Source organism: Burkholderia guangdongensis (assembly GCF_013403875.1).
Taxonomy (GTDB): Bacteria; Pseudomonadota; Gammaproteobacteria; order Burkholderiales; family Burkholderiaceae; genus Burkholderia; species Burkholderia guangdongensis.
In genome coordinates this window covers 58,077-75,001 of sequence record NZ_JACBNX010000022.1, presented here as the reverse complement: position 1 = coordinate 75,001, position 16,925 = coordinate 58,077, and the positions used below count along the sequence as shown (strand labels likewise).

Genomic DNA, 16,925 nt, shown 5'->3' with positions numbered 1-16,925 from the left:
GCTCACGCGTTGCCGAGCTTCCCGTCCCACACGCGCCAGAGCGCGAGCGGATTGCCGTCCTGCAACGCGTCCGGCAGCAGCGCCGCCGGCAGATCCTGATAGCAGACCGGCCGCAGGAAGCGCTCGATCGCCATCGTGCCGACCGACGTCGTGCGCGCATCGGACGTCGCCGGGAACGGCCCGCCGTGCACCATCGCGTGCGACACCTCGACGCCCGTCGGATACCCATTCGCGAGAATGCGCCCCGCCTTGCGTTCGAGCGTCGGCAGCAGGCGCCGCGCGAGCGCGACGTCATCCGCGTCGATGTGCAGCGTCGCGGTCAGTTGCCCTTCGACGTGCTCCGCGAGCGCGATCATCTCGTCCACGTTCCTGCAGGTCACGATCAGCGACGTCGGCCCGAAAATCTCGTCCTCGAGCGGCGGATTCGACACGAACGCCTGCTGCGTCGTCACGAACAGCGCCGCGCGCGCCGCGTGTTTCGCGCCGGTTTCGGCGCCGTGCGCGAGCGCACGCACGCCCGCGCCCGTCGCGCGCTCCGCGACGCCGTTCGCATACGCGGCCGCGATACCCGCGGTCAGCATCGTCTGCGCGCCCTTCTGCGCGAGCGCCTGCGCGGCCGCGTCGACGAACGCCTGCGTATCCGGCCCGTCGAGCACGACGACCAGCCCCGGATTCGTGCAGAACTGCCCGACGCCGAGCGTCAGCGAATCGACGAACCCGCGTGCGATCGCCTCGCCGCGCTTCGCGAGCGCGCCCGGCAGCACGAAGAACGGATTGATGCTGCTCATCTCCGCATATACCGGGATCGGCTCGCGGCGCTTCGCGGCGACGTTCATCAGCGCGAGGCCGCCGCCGCGCGAGCCGGTGAAGCCGACCGCCCTGATCGCCGGATGCGCGACGAGCGCCTCGCCGATCGCGTTGCCCGCGCCGATCACGAGCGAGAACGTGCCTTCCGGCAGCCCGCACGCGCGCACCGCCTGCTCGATCGCGCGCCCGACGAGCTCCGACGTGCCGAGATGCGCGGGATGCGCCTTCACGACGACCGGGCACCCGGCCGCGAACGCGGACGCGGTATCGCCGCCCGCGACCGAGAACGCGAGCGGGAAATTGCTCGCGCCGAATACCGCGACCGGCCCGACCGGGATCTTCTGCAGACGCAGATCCGCGCGCGGCAGCGGCTTGCGCTCCGGCTGCGCGGGATCGATCGTCGCGGCGAGCCAGCGCCCGTCGCGCACGTGCGCCGCGAAGAGCCGCAGTTGCCCGACCGTGCGCGCGCGCTCGCCTTCGAGCCGCGCGACCGGCAGCGCCGACTCCCGATGCGCGCGCTCGATCAGCGCGTCGCCGAGCGCGAGAATGTTCTCGGCGATCGTTTCGAGAAAGCGCGCGCGCACGTCGAGCGGCGCCGCGCGAAACGCGTCGAACGCCGCGCGCGCGAGCCGGCACGCGCGATCGACGTCATCCGCGCCGCCCGCGCCGAACGGCGGTTCGAGCGGCTCGCCGCGCGCCGGATCGAACGCGAACATCGTCCCATGCGTACCGCGCACCGACGCGCCGCCAATCAACATCTCTCCGGTGATCTGCATCATCGTTCTGTCCGTGTGTCCTGTTTACGAGGTTCGTCGAGGTTCGTCGAGGTCGATCCGGTAGACCCGGATCGCGTTGTCATGCCAGACCGCACGGCGCGCGGCGTCGCTCAGCCCGACGTCCGCCAGCGCGGCCGCGAACATCCGTACCAGCGCCGGATACGCGATCCGCAATCCGGCGACCGGGAAGTTGCTCGCGAACATGCAGCGCCCGGCACCGAAAATCGCGATCGTGTCGCCGATGATCCGGCGGTTCTCCGCGTCGTTCCAACCGGCGTCGCGCAACCCGAATTCGGACAGCTTCACCGACACGCGCGGGTTCGCCGCGAGCGCCTCCATTCCGCGCCGCCAGCGCGCGAGGCCCGCGTCCGAGCGGTCCCACGGCAGCCCCGCGTGCTCGAGCACGACGTCGACGGCCGGCGCATCGGCGAGCCGCGCGGCCGCTTCGTCGAGATGCCAGAACGGCACGCGCAGCTCCCAGCTCAGCCCGTGCGCGGCGAGCCGTTCGAGCGCGCTCGGCCAGCGCGGGTCGGCGAGCGTGCCCGGGCCGTCGATCGCCGCGTCCGGCGTCGCCGACGTGCGCGGCTTGAAGCGCACGCCTCGCACGAGCGGATACGCGGCCTGCTCGGCGAGACGCTCGGGCGCGTCGCCGGCCAGCAGGTCGACCCACGCGACGACGGCCGACGGAATCGGATGCCGCGCCGCGACGTCGTGCAGCCAGCGCGTTTCCGCGAGCGCATCCCCGCGCGCGCATTCGGCCTCGACGTGCACGCTCGCGACGACCGGCGCGCCGCCGGTCGCGCGCCGGAACTCGTCGACGCCGAAGTCGCTGCACAGGTCCGCGTAGTCGCCGAGGATGAAATGCTCGGGGTCGTACGCGCCCTGCAGCCACGGATAGCGGACCTCGCCGCCGAGCCGCCACAGATGATGGTGCGCATCGACGATCGCGCCGGGCAATGCGGGCGCCGCGTCGCCGGCGCGCGGATCAGCGGCCGCCTGCGAGCACATACGATGCGTCCGGCTCGCGCAGCGTCGGCATCTCGCCGACGAAGCGCCACGACGTCAGATCGAGCTCGCGCACGTAATCGTCCTGGAACGACACGTACGCGGCCGGCCGCGACGGATGGAACGACAGCGCGGTCGGGTTCGCCGGCAGCGCGACGCGCTCGATTTCCTCGAGCCGCTCGGCATCGAACACCGAAATCGACTGCTCGCCCGAGTTCGTCAGCAGCAGCAGGTCGCGGCCGTCGGCCGAGCTCGTCCGGTAGATGCGGTTCGGATCGCTGCGGGTCTTCACGCGGCGGCCGCAGGCCATCGTCGCGGTGTCGATCGCGACGAGCGTGTCGTCGCCGCGGTTCGCGACGTAGAGCGTCTTTTCGTCGCTCGACAGCGCGTTGCCTTCCGGGCGCGGCCCCGGCATCACCGCGCGCGGCGTCACCGTCGCGTCGCGCGGATCGAACTGCGTGACCGTGTTCGACAGCAGATGCACGCCGTATGCGCGGCTCGCGTCGCGCGTCAGCGTGACGAGGTGCGTCTTCACGCCGCCGGACGGCACTGCCATGTTCGGCACCTCCTGCTCGCGCGGACGATCGAACACGAGCAGCATGTCGCTCGCCTCGCTCATCGCGTACAGGCGGCCGTCGGCGTCGCTCGCCATCCCGTGCGGCCGGTAGTACGGCCACAGGTCGAGCATCCGCGTGAGCTTGCGCTCGTGCAGATCGATTTCGGCGATCCGGTGATCGCCGTCCAGGCCGCGCGTCCACGCGGTTTCGATCCCGAAGATGCCGACGTACGCGAAGCGGCGCTGCGCGTCGACGGTGAACTCGTGCGGGAAGCTCGGCAGCACGATGTGCTTGAGCGCCGCCTTCGTCTCGAGATCATAGAAGCTGAAGGTGTGCGCGCATTTCTGCACCAGCAGCAGGATGTCGTTCATCGTGAGTCTCCGTCCTTCGAAGTTCCGCCGCGGCACGTGCGTCGCGCCGCGGCAAGTGTGGGGGCGTTGCGTTCGCGCGGCCGCGCGTCAGTCCTCGCAGCGCTTCGGCAGCGTCAGCGCGAGCAGGCCGGCGACCGCGAGCGTGATCGCGAGGCTGTACACGCCGGCCGCCGAGCTCACGTGCTGCGTGAGCACACCGACCGCGTACGGGCCGCAGAAGCCGCCGAGGTTGCCGAGCGCGTTGATCAGGCCGCGCGCGCTGCCGGCGGTCTCGGGGCTGCACAGCTTCGGCGGAATGGCCCAGAACACGCCGGCCGCCGCCTGCAGGAAGAAGCCGCAGCCGATCAGGAATGCGAACGACACGAGCATCGTCGCCTGCGTGAGCACCGACAGCGCGAGGCACGCGGCGAAGCCGACGAGCGGCAGCAGCACGAACAGGCGCCGCTTGCCGGTGCGGTCGGACAGATACGACGTCGCGAACATGCCGACGATCATCGCGACGTACGGCACCATCGCGAGCAGGCCGATCTTGCCCATCCCGGTGTGCGTGAGGTTCTTCAGGAGCGTCGGCAACCACATCGTGTAGCCGTAGATGCCGACCTGGTAGCAGAAGTTGATCGCGATCAGCAGCCAGATCGTCGGGTTGCCCATCATCGCGCCGAACGATGCGGCGCTCGGCGTGCCGGCCGCCTTCTTGCGCTCCTGCTCTTCGCGCAGCGCGTCGAGGATGTACGCCTTCTCGCGCGGCGACACCCAGCGCGCGGTTTCCGGGCCGTCGTCGGCAAACAGTATCCAGATCGTCAGGAACAGCAGCGACAGCACGCCGGTGCTGAAGAACAGGTGCCGCCAGTCGTACGCGGCGAGGATGAAGCCGGACAGCGGCGCGGTGATCATCCCGGCGAGCGGCACGAACATGATCACCATCGCGTTCGCGCGGCCGCGCTCGCGATCGGGGAACCAGTTGCTGACCATCGTCAGCACGACCGGCAGCATCCCGCCCTCGGCGACGCCGAGCAGGAAGCGCAGCGTCAGCAGCTCCCACGTATGCGTGACGAGGCCCGTCAGGACGGACAGTGCGGCCCAGCTCACGAGCGACCACGCGATGAATTTCTTGCCGCTGCCGAGCGCCGCGCGGCGGCCGCCCGGAATCTGCAGGAACAGATAGCCGAAGAAGAAGATCCCGCCGGCGAGGCCGGCCATCGTCGCGTCCATCCCGAGATCGGCGTTCATCCCGCCCGGCATCGCGAACGCGATGTTCACGCGGTCCATGTACGAGATGATGCACGCGAGCAGCAGCGGCGGAATCACGCGCAGCCAGCGGCGGCGTGGAACGGCTTCGCCGGCGTCGTATGCCGGGTTGGCCGGGTTCAGCATGGTCATGATGTCTCCAGTCTTGGTGGTCGGCGGCGGCGGTCTTCTGACGGACCGCCTGTCACGCCGTGACGAACGGGCGTCAGCGGCCCCAGCGCAGCACGAGCGGATCGAGCCGGCGCGCGGCGTCGACGAGCCCCGCGCGAACCTGCGGATGCAGCTCGGGCCATGGCGCGCGCGGCTTGTCGCACGCGATCACGCCGCCTTCCTTCATCAGCGCCTTCGCGGTGAGGAAGCCCGACTGGCGGTTCTCGTAGTTGATCAGCGGCAGCCAGCGCGCATACTGCGCGACCGCCTCGTCACGGTTGCCCGCGAAGTACGCGTCGGTGATCCGGCGAATGCCGTCCGGATAGCCGCCGCCCGTCATCGCGCCGGTCGCGCCCGCGTCGAGATCGGCGAGCAGCGTGATCCCCTCCTCGCCGTCCCACGGGCCTTCGATCGCCTCGCCGCCGAGCGCGATCAGCTCGCGCAGCTTCGACGCGGCGCCGGCCGTCTCGATCTTGAAGTACGACACCGCCGGGATCTGCCGCGCGAGCTTCGCGAGGAACGGCGCGGACAGCGTCGTGCCGCTCGCGGGCGCGTCCTGGATCATCAGCGGGATGTCGAGGCCGGCGGTCGCTTCCTCGAAGAACGCGTGGATCTGCGCGTCGGACACGCGGAACGTCGCGCCGTGATACGGCGGCATCACCATCACCATCGCGGCGCCGAGCGCCTGCGCCTGACGGTTGCGCTCCGCGCAGATCCGCGCGCTGAAGTGCGACGTCGTGACGATCACCGGCACGCGGCCGGCGACGTGCTCGAGCGTCGTGCGCGTGATCAGATCGCGCTCGTCGTCGCCGAGCGCGAACTGCTCCGAGTAGTTCGCGTGGATGCAGATCCCCTGCGAGCCTGCGTCGATCATGAAGTCGAGGCAGCGGCGCTGGCCGTCGAGGTCGAGCGCGCCGTCCTCGGCGAAGATCGTCGGCGCGACCGGGAACACCCCCTGGTAACGAGCTTTCATGATCACTCCACGATCTCGAACTGGTCGAGGAATTCAGTCTTCAGCGTGAGACCGAGGCCCGGCACGTCGTCGCGCAACTGCAGGAAGCCGTTCTCGGCAACCGGCTCGCCGTCGAAGATGTAATAGAACAGCTCGTTGCCGACCTCGACGTCGAACATCGGGAAGTACTCGCTCATCGGCGACGCGAGCGTGCTCATCGTCAGGTGATAGTTGTGCATCTGGCCCGCGTGCGGGATCACCGGCACGCTGTACGCCTCGCACAGCGCGTTGATCTTGTGCGCCATCGTGATGCCGCCGACCCGGTTCGTGTCGTACTGGACGACCGACACCGCCTTGCGGTCCAGCAGTTGCTTGAAGCCGTACAGCGAGAACTCGTGCTCGCCGCCGGAGATCGGGATGCTGGTCAGCTGGTTCAGCTCCGCGTAGCCGTCGATGTCATCGGCGATCACCGGTTCCTCGAGCCAGCGCGGCTGATACTTCTCGAGCTTCGGCAGGATCCGCTTCGCGTACTCGAGGTTCCAGCCCATGTAGCACTCGAGCATCAGGTCGTTGTCGTAGCCGATCACTTCGCGCACCGCCTCGACCGACTTCAGGTTCTCGACGACGCCCTGCTGCCCGTGCGCCGGGCCGTAGCCGAAGCGCATCTTGAACGCGCGGAAGCCCTGGTCGAGGAATGTCTGCGCCTCGGCCTGCATCTCCTTCAGGTCGGTGCGATAGAGCTTCGAGTAGTAGCAGGGAATCTTTTCCTTCGTGCGGCCGCCGAGCAGCTTGAAGACCGGCTTGCCGACGCTCTTGCCGAGAATGTCCCAGATCGCGATGTCGACGGCCGAGATCGCGGCCATCCCGATCCCCTTGCGGCCCCACGCGTGCGTCGCGCGGTACATCCGCTGGTTCAGGTATTCGTAGTCCCACGGATCCTGGCCGATCACGAGCGGCGCGAGGTACTGGTCGATGATCGCCTTCGCGACGTGCGGCGCGAGCGCGACGTTGCCGAGGCCGACGATCCCGTCGTCGGTCTCGACTTCGACGACCGTCCACGAATGGAAGCGGAACGTGCTCATCGTCTCCTGCGGCGCGTACAGCAGGTCCATCGCGTTCGAGCAGAAATTGCCCTGCGGCGGCACGGTCTTGCCCTGCCATTGGAATACGCGTGCGCGCACGGACTTGATCTTCATTGCGGTGTCTCCTGAGATTCGATCTGATGCGAGAGGTCTGTCGTGAATCGCGAGCGGCCGATGAGCCGTTACGCGGAAATCGTCTGCTGCCGGCGCGCGGCGCCCATCCGGCACGCGATCTGCAACGCCTGCCAGGTCGCGCCGACGTCGGCGCTGCCGCGGCCCGCGATGTCGTACGCGGTGCCGTGCGCGGGCGTCGTGATCGGCACGGGCAGCCCGCCCTGCACGGTCACGCCGCGCGAGAAGCCCAGCAGCTTGATCGCGATCTGCCCCTGGTCGTGGTACATCGTGACGATCGCCTGGTAGTCGCCGGCCTGCGCCTTCAGGAAGATCGTGTCGGCCGGGAACGGGCCGTGGAACGGCGCGTCGGTCGGCCAGTCGCGCGCCTGCAGCTTCTTCACCGCGGGCTCGATGATGTCGATCTCCTCGCGGCCGCAGCTGCCGCCGTCGCCACCGTGCGGGTTGAACGCGGCGATCGCGACCTTCGGCGCGGCGATGCCGTTCGCGAGCAGCGACCGGTAGATCAGCTCGGCCGCCTGCTCGATCCGCTCGATGCTCAGGTAGCCCGGCGCGTCCTTCAGCGGCACGTGCGACGAGATGCGCGACGTCCACAGCTCGCCGAGCGTGTTGAATTCGCAGAAGTAGCCGGTCACGCCGAGATATTCGGCGAAGTGATGGAGCTCGTCCTCGTGCTTCAGGCCGCCGAGCTTCATCGCGTGCTTGTTCAACGGCGCGAAGCAGATCGCGTCGACGTCGCCGGCGAGCGCGGCGTCCATGCAAAGGTTCAGCACCGTCAGCACCGAGCGGCCGCCCGCGGCGCCCACCTCGCCGACCGTCACCTGCGCCGGGTCGATCGTGTCGAGCTCGACGAACGCGGGGCGCGCGGTCGACGGCCGGTTGCGCGCGGCGGCGAGCGACGCGATCGGCTCGACGTCGACCCGCACGCCGGCGACGCGCTGACCGGCCTCCCACAGCCAGCGGTCGCCGATCAGCACCAGGTTTGCGCGGGACGTCGCGTCGGGGCGCGCGAGCAGCTTCGCGATCAGCTCGGCGCCGATGCCGGCGGGGTCGCCGAGCGTCAGCGCGACGACTGGCAAAGTCGCCGGCAAAGTCGCGGGCAGCGTCGATGAGGTCGTCATGCGGGCTCTCCCGTGGACGCCGCGCGGTGCGCGACCGTTGAATTCATCTGCATAATGCGTCTCCGCTTTTGGCGCCGGAAGTCGGCCGTTCGTCATATGGGGTTCATGCTAGGTAGACGGATCGAGTCGGTAAATTGAAAACTCTTGATGAATCGATAACTTGAGGTAATCAAAAATGGGCTCGATCGACAAACGCGACTCGACGCCGCAGTTGCTGAACCGGTTGCGAATGCGTCAGATCGCGCTGTTGCTCGCGATCGACGAGTGCTCGACGCTGCGCGCGGCGGCCGAGCGGCTCGGCCTGACCCAGCCGGCCGCGACGAAGATGCTGGCCGAGCTCGAGAGCGCGCTCGGCCAGCGGCTGTTCGATCGGGTCGGGCGCGGGCTCGTGCTGAATCCGGCCGGCGAGCGCGTGCTCGGCTATTTCCGCGGAATCCGCGGCAGCATGGAGGCGCTGAACCGCGAGCTCGCGGAACTGCAGCTCGGCAGCACCGGACGGCTCGCGATCGGCAGCATCATGGCCGCGTCGCCGGGGCGGCTCACCGAGGCGCTCGTGCAGTTGAAGGCACGCTATCCGCTGCTCGCGATCGACATCGCGGTCGACACCAGCGACCGGCTGATGCCGCAATTGCAGGAAGGCGTGCTGGAAGTCGTGATCGGCCGCGACGTCGGCAGCGACTGCGAGTTCCGCGCGGTCGACGACGAGGCGCTCGCGGTCGTGTCCGGGCGCGATCATCCGCTCGCGGGCGCGGGGCCGGTCGGGTTCGACGCGCTGCTCGACTATCCGTGGATTCTGCAGCCGGGCGGCAGTCCGGCGCGCGAGGTCGTCGAGCGCGAATTCCGGATGCATCACCAGCCGATGCCGCGCGGGTTGATCGAAACCGGCTCGATCCTGACGACGATGAACCTCGTCGACCGCTCGCGGATGCTCGGCGTGATCCCGCTGACGGTCGCGCAGCGCAACGCGGAGCACGGGCTCGTCGCGATCGTCGACTACACGCTCGCGCAGAAGCTGCCGTCGTATGGCAGTCTCGTGCGGCGCGATCGGCCGCTCAGCATTCCGGCGCAGCAGTTTCTCGCGTTGTTCCACCGGGAGGTGGGCGAGCAGACGGCGCGAGCATGACGTGCCGTTGACGGGGGCAAATTGCGCCAAAGCGACACACTCTTGCCATTTCGCCCCATTAATTTTTTTCCGCCGCGCCCGGGCGTGCATGATGCCCGGGCGGCCCGATGCCGCCATACCGAGACATTCCCAACCTCCTCGATGAGAAAAACATGAAAAAAATCACAATCGCCGCGCTGCTCTGCTTGCTCGGCGTGACGTGCGCGTCCGTCGCGCTCGCGGACGAGCCGAAGAAGGTCGCGTTCGTCGACACCGGCAACACCGGCCGCAGCGTGATGGCCGAGGCGATCGCCGATCAGCTGATCGCGCAGCGCCATGCGCACATCGCCGTGATCTCGCGCGCGGTCGACGAGGATCCGTACGACGTGAAGCCCGAGGAAAACGGCGTGATCCTGATGAAGCGCCGCGGGATCGACACGTCCGCGCATCGCTCGACGCAGCTCGACGCGAACGACGTCAAGCATTCCGACGTGATCCTGACGATGACGGAAACGCACAAGCAGAAAGTGCTGAAGCTGTATCCGCAGGCGGCGGGCAAGGTGTTCACGCTGTCCGAATACGCAACCGGCCAGTCGACCGAGATTCCGGACGCGTGGGGCAAGCCGCTCGAGTTCTACGAAGGCGTCGTCGCGACGCTCGACAAGCTGATCCCGACCGCGCTCGACAAGGTCGCGGCCGCCGCGCCGGCGAAGGAGTAACGGCGCGCCGCGGCGCCGGCGCATTCAGTTGTCCGGCGTCGACACCAGCAGCACGTCCGCCGGCACGTCAGCCGCGCCGGCCGGCGGATGCACGACCGGCGCGTCGACCGACAGCGCGGCGGCGATGTCCGGCGCACGGTCGATCGTCGTCGTGCGCGCGATCGTCAGCAGATGCGCGGGGCGGCGCAGCGTCTCGCGATACAGCGCGCCGTACCACAGCGGCCGCGTGCCGTGCGCATCCTGGAGCACGTAGCGATAGCGCCAGAGCCGCAGCACGAGCCGCGTGCCCGGCTGCGCGGGGTCGGCCCGCACGAACACGCGGTGCGTGCCCGCGCCCTGCGAATAGCGCGGCAGCACCGGCAGGCTGTCGGCCGGCGCCTGCGGCAGCAGCCAGCGCAGCGCGGTGCGCGCCGACCACGCGGGCGCGCTTTCCCAGCCCGCGTGCGCGAGATGCGTGTCGAGCGCGTCGGACGCCGCGCGCCATTGCAGCGGCAGGAATTCCTCGCGATCGCCGCTGATCTCGGTCCGCCGCATCGGCACCTGCTGCCAGCCGCCGCTCCTCCATTCGTCGACCGTCATCGCCACCACGGCGCGCGCCTGCAGCCGCGCCTCGCGATCCGCGCGCCACTGCTGCGGGACCGTCCATACGCCGGCCGTCGCGAGCACGACCGTCACCGCGACGAGCGCGCCCCTCGGCTCGACGTTGTCGCGAATCCGCCCGTACGCGTACGCGCCCGCGAGCACCGCGAACCACGCGAGCCCGAGGCTCCAGCCGCCGAGCAGCCCCGACAGCCATGCCTGCCCGAGATACAGCCGCGCGAAGCCGGCGAGCACGATCCACAGCGCGACCGCGGTCGCGACGCCGGTGTTCCACACCGCCGACCGGCCGCGCGCGAGCACCCAGCCGATGAAGCCATATGCGAGGATGCCGAACGCAGCGTCGCTGTCGGGCAGCGGCGCATGCGGGCTGCCGGGCTGCCACGCGAGCGGCAGCGCGCCGTTCGACGCGCCGTCGATCCCCGGCACGAGCACGACCGCGATCCCGACCGCGACGAGCCACCACACGGCGGTCCGCCAGCAGCGATGGATCACGAGCCAGACGAGGAACGCGGCGGCAACGACGAGGCCCGTGTCGCGGCCGTTCAGCACCGTCAGCGCGGTCATCACGCCGTCCACGGGCGTCGTGCGCAGCGCCTGGAGGAACGTGTACACCGCGGTGTCGGCGCGCATCAGCGGGTCGTTCGAGATGATGTCCTCGAGCACGCCGGCGAACAGCCAGATACTCGCGACGAACAGCACCGCGAGCGCCGCGACCGCGGTGGGCACGCGGCGCAGCCGGCTCAGCACGAACTCGGCGGCGCCCGGCCAGCGGCGCGCGAATCCGCGCCCGGCGGCCGACGCGGCGCGCAGCACGAGCGGCACGCCACGCGTCGCCGCGACGCGCACGCCGAACCAGACTGCGGCGATCAGCGCGGCGATCACGACGAAGATCACCGCGAGGCGCGCGCTGACCGCTTCGGCGAGTGCCGCGGACGCGCCGAACGCGATCCCGGGCGCGATGTGCGCGGGCGCCCATGCGAGCGCGGACGCGACGTTGACTGGATAAAAGCGCCGGCGCGGCATGCGCATCCAGCCGACGACGACCGGAACGACCGCGCGCACCGGCGCGAGAAAGCGCGCGAGCGCGATGCTCATCGCGCCGTGGCGATGCACGAACTGCTCGCCGCGCGCGTACGCGGACGCGCGGCCGACGCGCGTCGCCCACGCGGCGATTTCGCCGTGGAAACGCCGGCCGATCTCGTAGCTGACGCCGTCGCCGACGATCGCGCCGGCCGCCGCGACGAGCACGGTCGTCCAGCCGTCGAGCGCGCCGGCGCCGATCAGCGCACCGGCCGCGAACATCACGAGGCCGGCCGGCACGACGGTGCCGATCAGCGCGAGCGATTCGCCGCACGCGGTCGCGAACACGATCGCGAGCACGAGCGCCGGATGGGCGCCGACCGCGCCGAGCCACGCGAGGATTTCCGCTCTCATCGCGCGTCGGCCCGCGCGACGGCGGCGGGGGAGACGGTGGAAAGGACGGCAGAATCGATCATCGCGCACGCTCCTGCGGTGACGGTTGCGCTTGAAGGAGGTCGGACAGTTTAGCCCGGATTCGCCGTCGGGCAGATCGAGTCGGGGAAACGAGTCGGGGAAACGAGTCGGAGAAGCGGAAGCAACGTCGGCAGGCAGGGGCGGCGCCGTCACGCACCGCCGCGCGGTCAGACCCTCGCCACCGCCATCCGCCGCTCTCCGTTGCGCCACGCGACGAACGCGCCGACCCCGAGGATCGCGAGGCACACGATCGGCACGATCATCGGCCCGAACGCGGTGCCGCTGACCTTCCCCGCGAACGGCATCAGATTCTGGCTGAAGAACCCGCCGAGGTTGCCGATCGAGTTGATCGCCGCGACGCTCGCCGCCGCGCGCGCGCCGGAGAAATAGCGCGGCGGCATCGACCAGAAGCACGGATACAGGAGCGGAATGCACGCGCCGCCGAGCACGAGCGCGACGAAACGCAGCGGCGTCGTCGGCAACACGAGGCTCAGCGTGAAACCGACCACGCCGACGCCCGCGACGAGCGCGATCGCGCCGAGAATGCTCTTCGAGCGGCGCAGCTTCGCGGGCAGCCAGATCAGCAGCAGCACCGCGAGCGCCCACGGCAGCATGCTCAGCACGCCGTTCGTCGTGCTCGACACGCCGAACGACTTCACGAGCGTCGGCAGCCAGTACGTGACGCCGTACAGCGACGTCGACATCAGCATGTACGTTGCCGCGAACAGCATCACGCGCGGATCGAGCAGCGCCTTCCACGGATGCTCGTGCTCCGCGTGCGCCGGCTTCTCGCGCTCGAGCGCGGCCGCGACGAGTGCCTTCTCGCGCGCGTTCAGGAAGCGCGCTTCGCTGAACGATGCGGGCAGCACCTTGAACACGAGGATCGCGACGAGCACCGCCGGCAGGCCGGTCGCGATGAACACCCACTGCCAGCCCGCGAGGCCGCCGACGCCGTTCAGGCTCAGCAGCACCCCGCCGACGAGCGAGCCGAGCATGTTCGCCAGCGCGCTGCCGAGCGTGAAGATGCCGAGCACCTTCGCGCGGTAGCTCTGCGGGAACCACAGCGTCAGGTAGTAGATCACGCCCGGATAGAAGCCGGCCTCCGCGACGCCGAGCGCGAAGCGCAGCCCGCAGAACGCCGACATCGACGTCGTGAAGCCCATCAGCACCGTGATCGCGCCCCACGTCAGCATGATCCGTGCGAGCCACACCCGCGCGCCGAAGCGATGCAGCGCGAGCGTGCTCGGCACCTCGAACAGCAGGTAGCCGATGAAGAACAGCGACGACGCGAGGCCAAACGCGGCCTCGCTCATCCCGAGGCTGCGAACCATCTGCAACTTCGCGAAGCCGACGTTCTGGCGGTCGATGAACGAGATCAGGAACATCACGACGAGGATCGGCAGCAGGCGCCGCGCGATCTTCGACATCACATGCTGCTCCTCGGCGGACGCGGCATCAACGGTTTTGGTGGTGTTCAAATCGGACTCCTCTCTGTTTGTTCCGGGGTTCGGTAACGGTTGTGCATGCATCGGCCGGCCGCGCTCACGCGGGCCGGAATGCGTCGAGCGCCGGCGCGAACATGTCGTTCCACGTACGCGGCTTCGTCTTGATCGTGCCGACCATCGACAGAAACTCGACGTAATCCATCAGTTGGCTCGGCCGCACCGAGAAACGGGTCTCGGGCGCGGCCAGCATCCGCAGCACGTCGTCGCGCGACACGCCGACGCCCGACGTCGCGGCATAGAGCGCGGCCGCCGTACCCGGATCCTGCGCGATCACGCGATTCGCATCGTCGAGCGCGGCGACGAACGCGGCCGCGAGCGCGGGCTCGCCATCGACGAGCCGCTTCGGCGCGAACACGACGTCGAGCGTCAGCGGGCCGAGCACGTCGATCGAATTCACGACGCGATGGATGCCGGGCGCGTGCAGCTCGAGCGTCGAGAACGGCGGCGACGTGAAGTGCGCGGTGATGCCGGCTTCGCGCCGGATCAGCGCCTGCATCGCCTGCGGATGCGGCAGGTTCACGGTCATCGAGTCGAGATGCGCGAAATGCTGCGCGCCGAGCAGCCGGCTCGCGACCATCTGCAGCACGACCGCCGACAGCGACGTGCGAATGCCCGGCACCGCGATCCGGTCGGCGGGCGTGAAGTCGCGCAGCGACACGAGCGACGGCCGGTTCGTGTTCAGCGACAGCGACGTCGTCGACAGCCCGCAGACGCCGATCACCTCGACGTTCGGAATCCCGCGCGAGCGCGCCCACAGCTCGATGAAGCCCGGTGCGCCGGCGCCCGCGAAATCGAGCGTGCCGGCCATCATCGCGTCGTTGACCGAGTTGCCGCCGTCGAGCAGCACCCAGTCGACGCTGACGCCGCGCAGCCCGTGCCGTGCCGCGTGCTTCTCGAACAGCCGCTGCCGCTCCATCACGAGCAGCGGCAGATACAGCACCCCATAGCCTTTCGAGATCCGCACCGCGCGCGCTCGCGAGCGCACGAGCGACGGCGCGCACGCGGCGGCGAGGCCGAGGCCGAGGCCGGCGAGCGTCAGCGCGCGGCGGCGCGGCGACGGCGTCGTGCGTGTCGGGTGTGCCATGCCGTCTCCTTTCTCGGTGCTGGGCCGCGGTCTCGGATGCCGCTCGCGCACAGGTTAGCGAGCGAGTCTGAGAAAATGCTGACAGTCCCCTCCCGGGAAAACCCTAAAGGAGCCCCACGCATCATGCGCATTCTGGTCGTCGAGGACGACGCGGAAATCGGCGCGGCGATCAAGAGCCGCCTCGCCCGGCTCGGCCACGCGGTCGATCTCGAAACCGACGGCGCGATCGCGCACGGGCTGCTCGCGGTCGAGCGCTTCGATCTCGTCGTGCTCGACGTGATGCTGCCGTCGATGGACGGCTTCGCGGTCCTGCGCGGGCTGCGCGCGTCGGGCAGCACGACGCCGGTGCTGCTCGTGACCGCGCGCTCCGCGATCGACGACCGGGTCAGCGGCCTCGGCCTCGGCGCCGACGACTATCTGGTGAAGCCGTTCGACTACCGCGAGCTCGACGCGCGCGTGCAGGCGCTCCTGCGCCGCAACAGCGGCCACGCGAACGACGCGCTGACACTCGGCAGCCTCGTGATCGACCGCAGCAGCCGGCTCGCGGCGCTCGACGGCAAGCCGCTGTCGCTGTCGCGCCAGGAGTTCGCGCTGCTCGAGATTCTCGCGAGCCGCCCGCAGCGCATCTTCTCGAAGGAGGAATTGCTGAACCAGTTGTTCAGCTTCGGCAACGAGCCGACGCCGAACGCGGTCGAGCAGTACGTGACGCGCGTGCGCAAGAAACTGCAAGGCAGCGCGATCGAGATTCGCACCGCGCGCGGCGTGGGGTACCAGATTGCGACGCGCTGACTGGTTCCCGAAGACGCTGTTCGGCCGCACGCTGCTGTTCATCGCGTTCGTCGTCGTGACCGGAGCAATTGCGCTCGCGGCGATCGCGCGCTACTACGCGGGCGTCGCCGCCGAGCGCGCGTACGATCAGCTGCTGTCCGGCGCGGCGATCCAGGTCGCCGAGAACCTGTACGTGCAGGGCGGCGTGCTCGCGCTGAATCCGCCGGTCGCCGCGCTGTCGTCGCTGTCGAACTACGATCTCGTCTACTACAAGGTCGTCGATTCGCGCGGCATCGCCGTCGCGGGCTATGCCGATCTGGACGGACCGCCGAACCCGCTCGCCGCGCGGCAGGGCGTCGTGCTCGCGGACGGCCGCTATCAGCACCGGCGCATCCGCACCGCGACGATCGCGCGCTACATGCCCGAGGAGCGCACGCCCGGCTGGGCGCTCGTCACGGTCGCGCAGACGACGAACGCGCGCCAGCAACTCGCGATCGACATGAGCGTGAAGGTGTGGACGCTGATCGTGCTGATGAGCGTGCTCGCGATCGGCGCGAGCGGCCTGGCGATCAAGCGCGGCCTGCGCCCGCTCGTGCAGGTGGAGCGGATCATCGCGTCGCGCGATCCGGCCGACCTGCGGCCCGTCGCGGTCGACACGCCGAGCGAGATCGACGCGATCATCGGCGCGATCAACGGGCTGATGCACCGGCTCGCGGAGCGGATCGCCGCGATGCAGCGCTTCATCGCGGACGCCGCGCACCAGATGCGCACGCCGCTCGCGCGGCTCGACGCGCAGATCGAACTGCTCCGCAGCGAGACCGACGCCGCGCGCCAGGCAGCGCGGCTCGACGCGCTGCGCGCGACCAGTGCGGACGTCGGCCGCCTGACCGGGCAGTTGCTGAACCACGCGATGGTGATCCATCGGTCGGAAGTCGTGGCGCTTGAGCCGGTCGAACTGGTCGAACTCGCGAAGGAGGTGCTCGGCCGCACGATTCCGCTCGCGGATGCGCGCGACGTGCGCGTGTCGTTCGACGCCGATGCCGCGCGCGCGACGATCGCCGGTGATGCGATCAGCCTGCAGGAAGCGCTGTCGAACGTGCTGCACAACGCGCTCCTGCACGGCGCGGCGGACGAGATCGCCGTGTCGGTCGCGACGTCGCGCGAGTCGGTCGCGTTGACCGTGACCGACAACGGCCGCGGGATGGCTCGCGAGCACTGGGCGGCTGCGCTGCAGCCGTTCGTGCGGATCGGCCCGGACGGCCGCGAGCGCCGCACCGGCTCCGGGCTGGGGCTCGCGATCGTGCAGGAGGTGATGAAAGCGCACGGCGGGCACATCGGCTTCGCGTTTCCGGAAGCCGGCGGGTTCGCGGTGACGCTGACGTTTCCGAGGGCGGAAGGCAGCCACGCTGCGTCGACGGTCGACGCGGTGCATTGAACGCGAGATGCCGGCGG

At 69.8% G+C, this 16,925-nt stretch carries 14 protein-coding genes; 4 read left to right on the top strand and 10 right to left on the bottom strand.

The features are described 5' to 3' along the window. Positions 1–2: 2 nt before the first annotated feature. The 7 genes from HZI36_RS20810 to HZI36_RS20780 all read right to left on the bottom strand — a co-directional run bounded on the left by HZI36_RS20810 (position 3) and on the right by HZI36_RS20780 (position 8,201). A complete protein-coding gene (locus HZI36_RS20810; protein WP_179404564.1) occupies positions 3–1,583 on the bottom strand; it encodes an aldehyde dehydrogenase (NADP(+)) in 1,581 nt (526 codons plus the stop codon). A 24-nt stretch (positions 1,584–1,607) separates the two neighbouring features. Continuing rightward, entirely contained in the window at positions 1,608–2,591 is a 984-nt protein-coding gene (locus HZI36_RS20805; protein WP_179404548.1) for an amidohydrolase family protein, read from the bottom strand. Next, on the bottom strand, positions 2,569–3,516 hold the full coding sequence (locus HZI36_RS20800) for a YncE family protein (RefSeq protein WP_179404547.1): 948 nt from the start codon (positions 3,514–3,516) through the stop codon (positions 2,569–2,571). Before HZI36_RS20800 ends, HZI36_RS20805 begins: the two co-directional genes overlap by 23 nt. An 87-nt stretch (positions 3,517–3,603) precedes the next feature. Continuing rightward, positions 3,604–4,896 (bottom strand): MFS transporter, encoded by a 1,293-nt coding sequence (locus HZI36_RS20795; protein ID WP_179404546.1) that lies wholly within the window; start codon positions 4,894–4,896, stop codon positions 3,604–3,606. Between the two features lie 73 nt (positions 4,897–4,969). After that, positions 4,970–5,887, bottom strand: a complete 918-nt coding sequence (locus tag HZI36_RS20790; RefSeq protein WP_179404545.1) for a dihydrodipicolinate synthase family protein — start codon at positions 5,885–5,887, stop codon at positions 4,970–4,972. Between the two features lie 2 nt (positions 5,888–5,889). After that, positions 5,890–7,062, bottom strand: coding sequence for an L-rhamnonate dehydratase (locus tag HZI36_RS20785; protein WP_179404544.1), 1,173 nt, complete (start codon positions 7,060–7,062; stop codon positions 5,890–5,892). Between the two features lie 68 nt (positions 7,063–7,130). Continuing rightward, positions 7,131–8,201: a 4-hydroxythreonine-4-phosphate dehydrogenase PdxA gene (locus HZI36_RS20780; protein WP_179404543.1), complete on the bottom strand. Its 1,071-nt coding sequence runs from the start codon at positions 8,199–8,201 to the stop codon at positions 7,131–7,133. A 175-nt stretch (positions 8,202–8,376) separates the two neighbouring features. Between HZI36_RS20780 and HZI36_RS20775 the strand changes: the two genes are divergently transcribed. Beyond that, positions 8,377–9,324: a LysR family transcriptional regulator gene (locus tag HZI36_RS20775; RefSeq protein WP_179404542.1), complete on the top strand. Its 948-nt coding sequence runs from the start codon at positions 8,377–8,379 to the stop codon at positions 9,322–9,324. A gap of 152 nt (positions 9,325–9,476) precedes the next feature. Then, positions 9,477–10,022, top strand: coding sequence for an arsenate reductase/protein-tyrosine-phosphatase family protein (locus HZI36_RS20770; protein ID WP_179404541.1), 546 nt, complete (start codon positions 9,477–9,479; stop codon positions 10,020–10,022). A gap of 24 nt (positions 10,023–10,046) precedes the next feature. On the opposite strand, the gene HZI36_RS20765 is transcribed toward HZI36_RS20770, so the two are convergent. The 3 genes from HZI36_RS20765 to HZI36_RS20755 form a co-directional block, all read right to left on the bottom strand. Further along, on the bottom strand, positions 10,047–12,056 hold the full coding sequence (locus HZI36_RS20765) for a VTT domain-containing protein (protein WP_179404540.1): 2,010 nt from the start codon (positions 12,054–12,056) through the stop codon (positions 10,047–10,049). Positions 12,057–12,283: 227 nt separating this feature from the next. After that, positions 12,284–13,594, bottom strand: a complete 1,311-nt coding sequence (locus HZI36_RS20760) for an MFS transporter (protein WP_179404539.1) — start codon at positions 13,592–13,594, stop codon at positions 12,284–12,286. A 64-nt stretch (positions 13,595–13,658) separates the two neighbouring features. Then, positions 13,659–14,705 carry an ABC transporter substrate-binding protein gene (locus HZI36_RS20755; protein WP_179404538.1) on the bottom strand — a complete coding sequence of 349 codons (1,047 nt, stop codon included), beginning with the start codon at positions 14,703–14,705 and terminating at the stop codon, positions 13,659–13,661. A 123-nt stretch (positions 14,706–14,828) separates the two neighbouring features. Here HZI36_RS20755 and HZI36_RS20750 point away from each other — a divergent pair, with 123 nt between their 5' ends. Then, the gene (locus HZI36_RS20750; RefSeq protein WP_179404537.1) at positions 14,829–15,494 is read left to right on the top strand and encodes a response regulator transcription factor; all 666 of its coding nucleotides are present in this window, start codon (positions 14,829–14,831) and stop codon (positions 15,492–15,494) included. Then, positions 15,481–16,908: a sensor histidine kinase gene (locus HZI36_RS20745; RefSeq protein ID WP_179404536.1), complete on the top strand. Its 1,428-nt coding sequence runs from the start codon at positions 15,481–15,483 to the stop codon at positions 16,906–16,908. Before HZI36_RS20750 ends, HZI36_RS20745 begins: the two co-directional genes overlap by 14 nt. Positions 16,909–16,925 lie beyond the last annotated feature (17 nt).

Excerpts from the sequence above, each read along its gene's own strand:
- HZI36_RS20795 (WP_179404546.1), bottom strand. The coding sequence starts at position 4,896 with ATGACCATGCTGAACCCGGCCAACCCGGCATACGACGCCGGCGAAGCC.
- HZI36_RS20810 (WP_179404564.1), bottom strand. The coding sequence starts at position 1,583 with ATGCAGATCACCGGAGAGATGTTGATTGGCGGCGCGTCGGTGCGCGGT.
- HZI36_RS20790 (WP_179404545.1), bottom strand. The coding sequence starts at position 5,887 with ATGAAAGCTCGTTACCAGGGGGTGTTCCCGGTCGCGCCGACGATCTTC.
- HZI36_RS20780 (WP_179404543.1), bottom strand. The coding sequence starts at position 8,201 with ATGACGACCTCATCGACGCTGCCCGCGACTTTGCCGGCGACTTTGCCA.
- HZI36_RS20755 (WP_179404538.1), bottom strand. The coding sequence starts at position 14,705 with ATGGCACACCCGACACGCACGACGCCGTCGCCGCGCCGCCGCGCGCTG.
- HZI36_RS20750 (WP_179404537.1), top strand. The coding sequence starts at position 14,829 with ATGCGCATTCTGGTCGTCGAGGACGACGCGGAAATCGGCGCGGCGATC.
- HZI36_RS20770 (WP_179404541.1), top strand. The coding sequence starts at position 9,477 with ATGAAAAAAATCACAATCGCCGCGCTGCTCTGCTTGCTCGGCGTGACG.
- HZI36_RS20765 (WP_179404540.1), bottom strand. The coding sequence starts at position 12,056 with ATGAGAGCGGAAATCCTCGCGTGGCTCGGCGCGGTCGGCGCCCATCCG.
- HZI36_RS20800 (WP_179404547.1), bottom strand. The coding sequence starts at position 3,516 with ATGAACGACATCCTGCTGCTGGTGCAGAAATGCGCGCACACCTTCAGC.
- HZI36_RS20785 (WP_179404544.1), bottom strand. The coding sequence starts at position 7,062 with ATGAAGATCAAGTCCGTGCGCGCACGCGTATTCCAATGGCAGGGCAAG.
- HZI36_RS20775 (WP_179404542.1), top strand. The coding sequence starts at position 8,377 with ATGGGCTCGATCGACAAACGCGACTCGACGCCGCAGTTGCTGAACCGG.
- HZI36_RS20805 (WP_179404548.1), bottom strand. The coding sequence starts at position 2,591 with ATGTGCTCGCAGGCGGCCGCTGATCCGCGCGCCGGCGACGCGGCGCCC.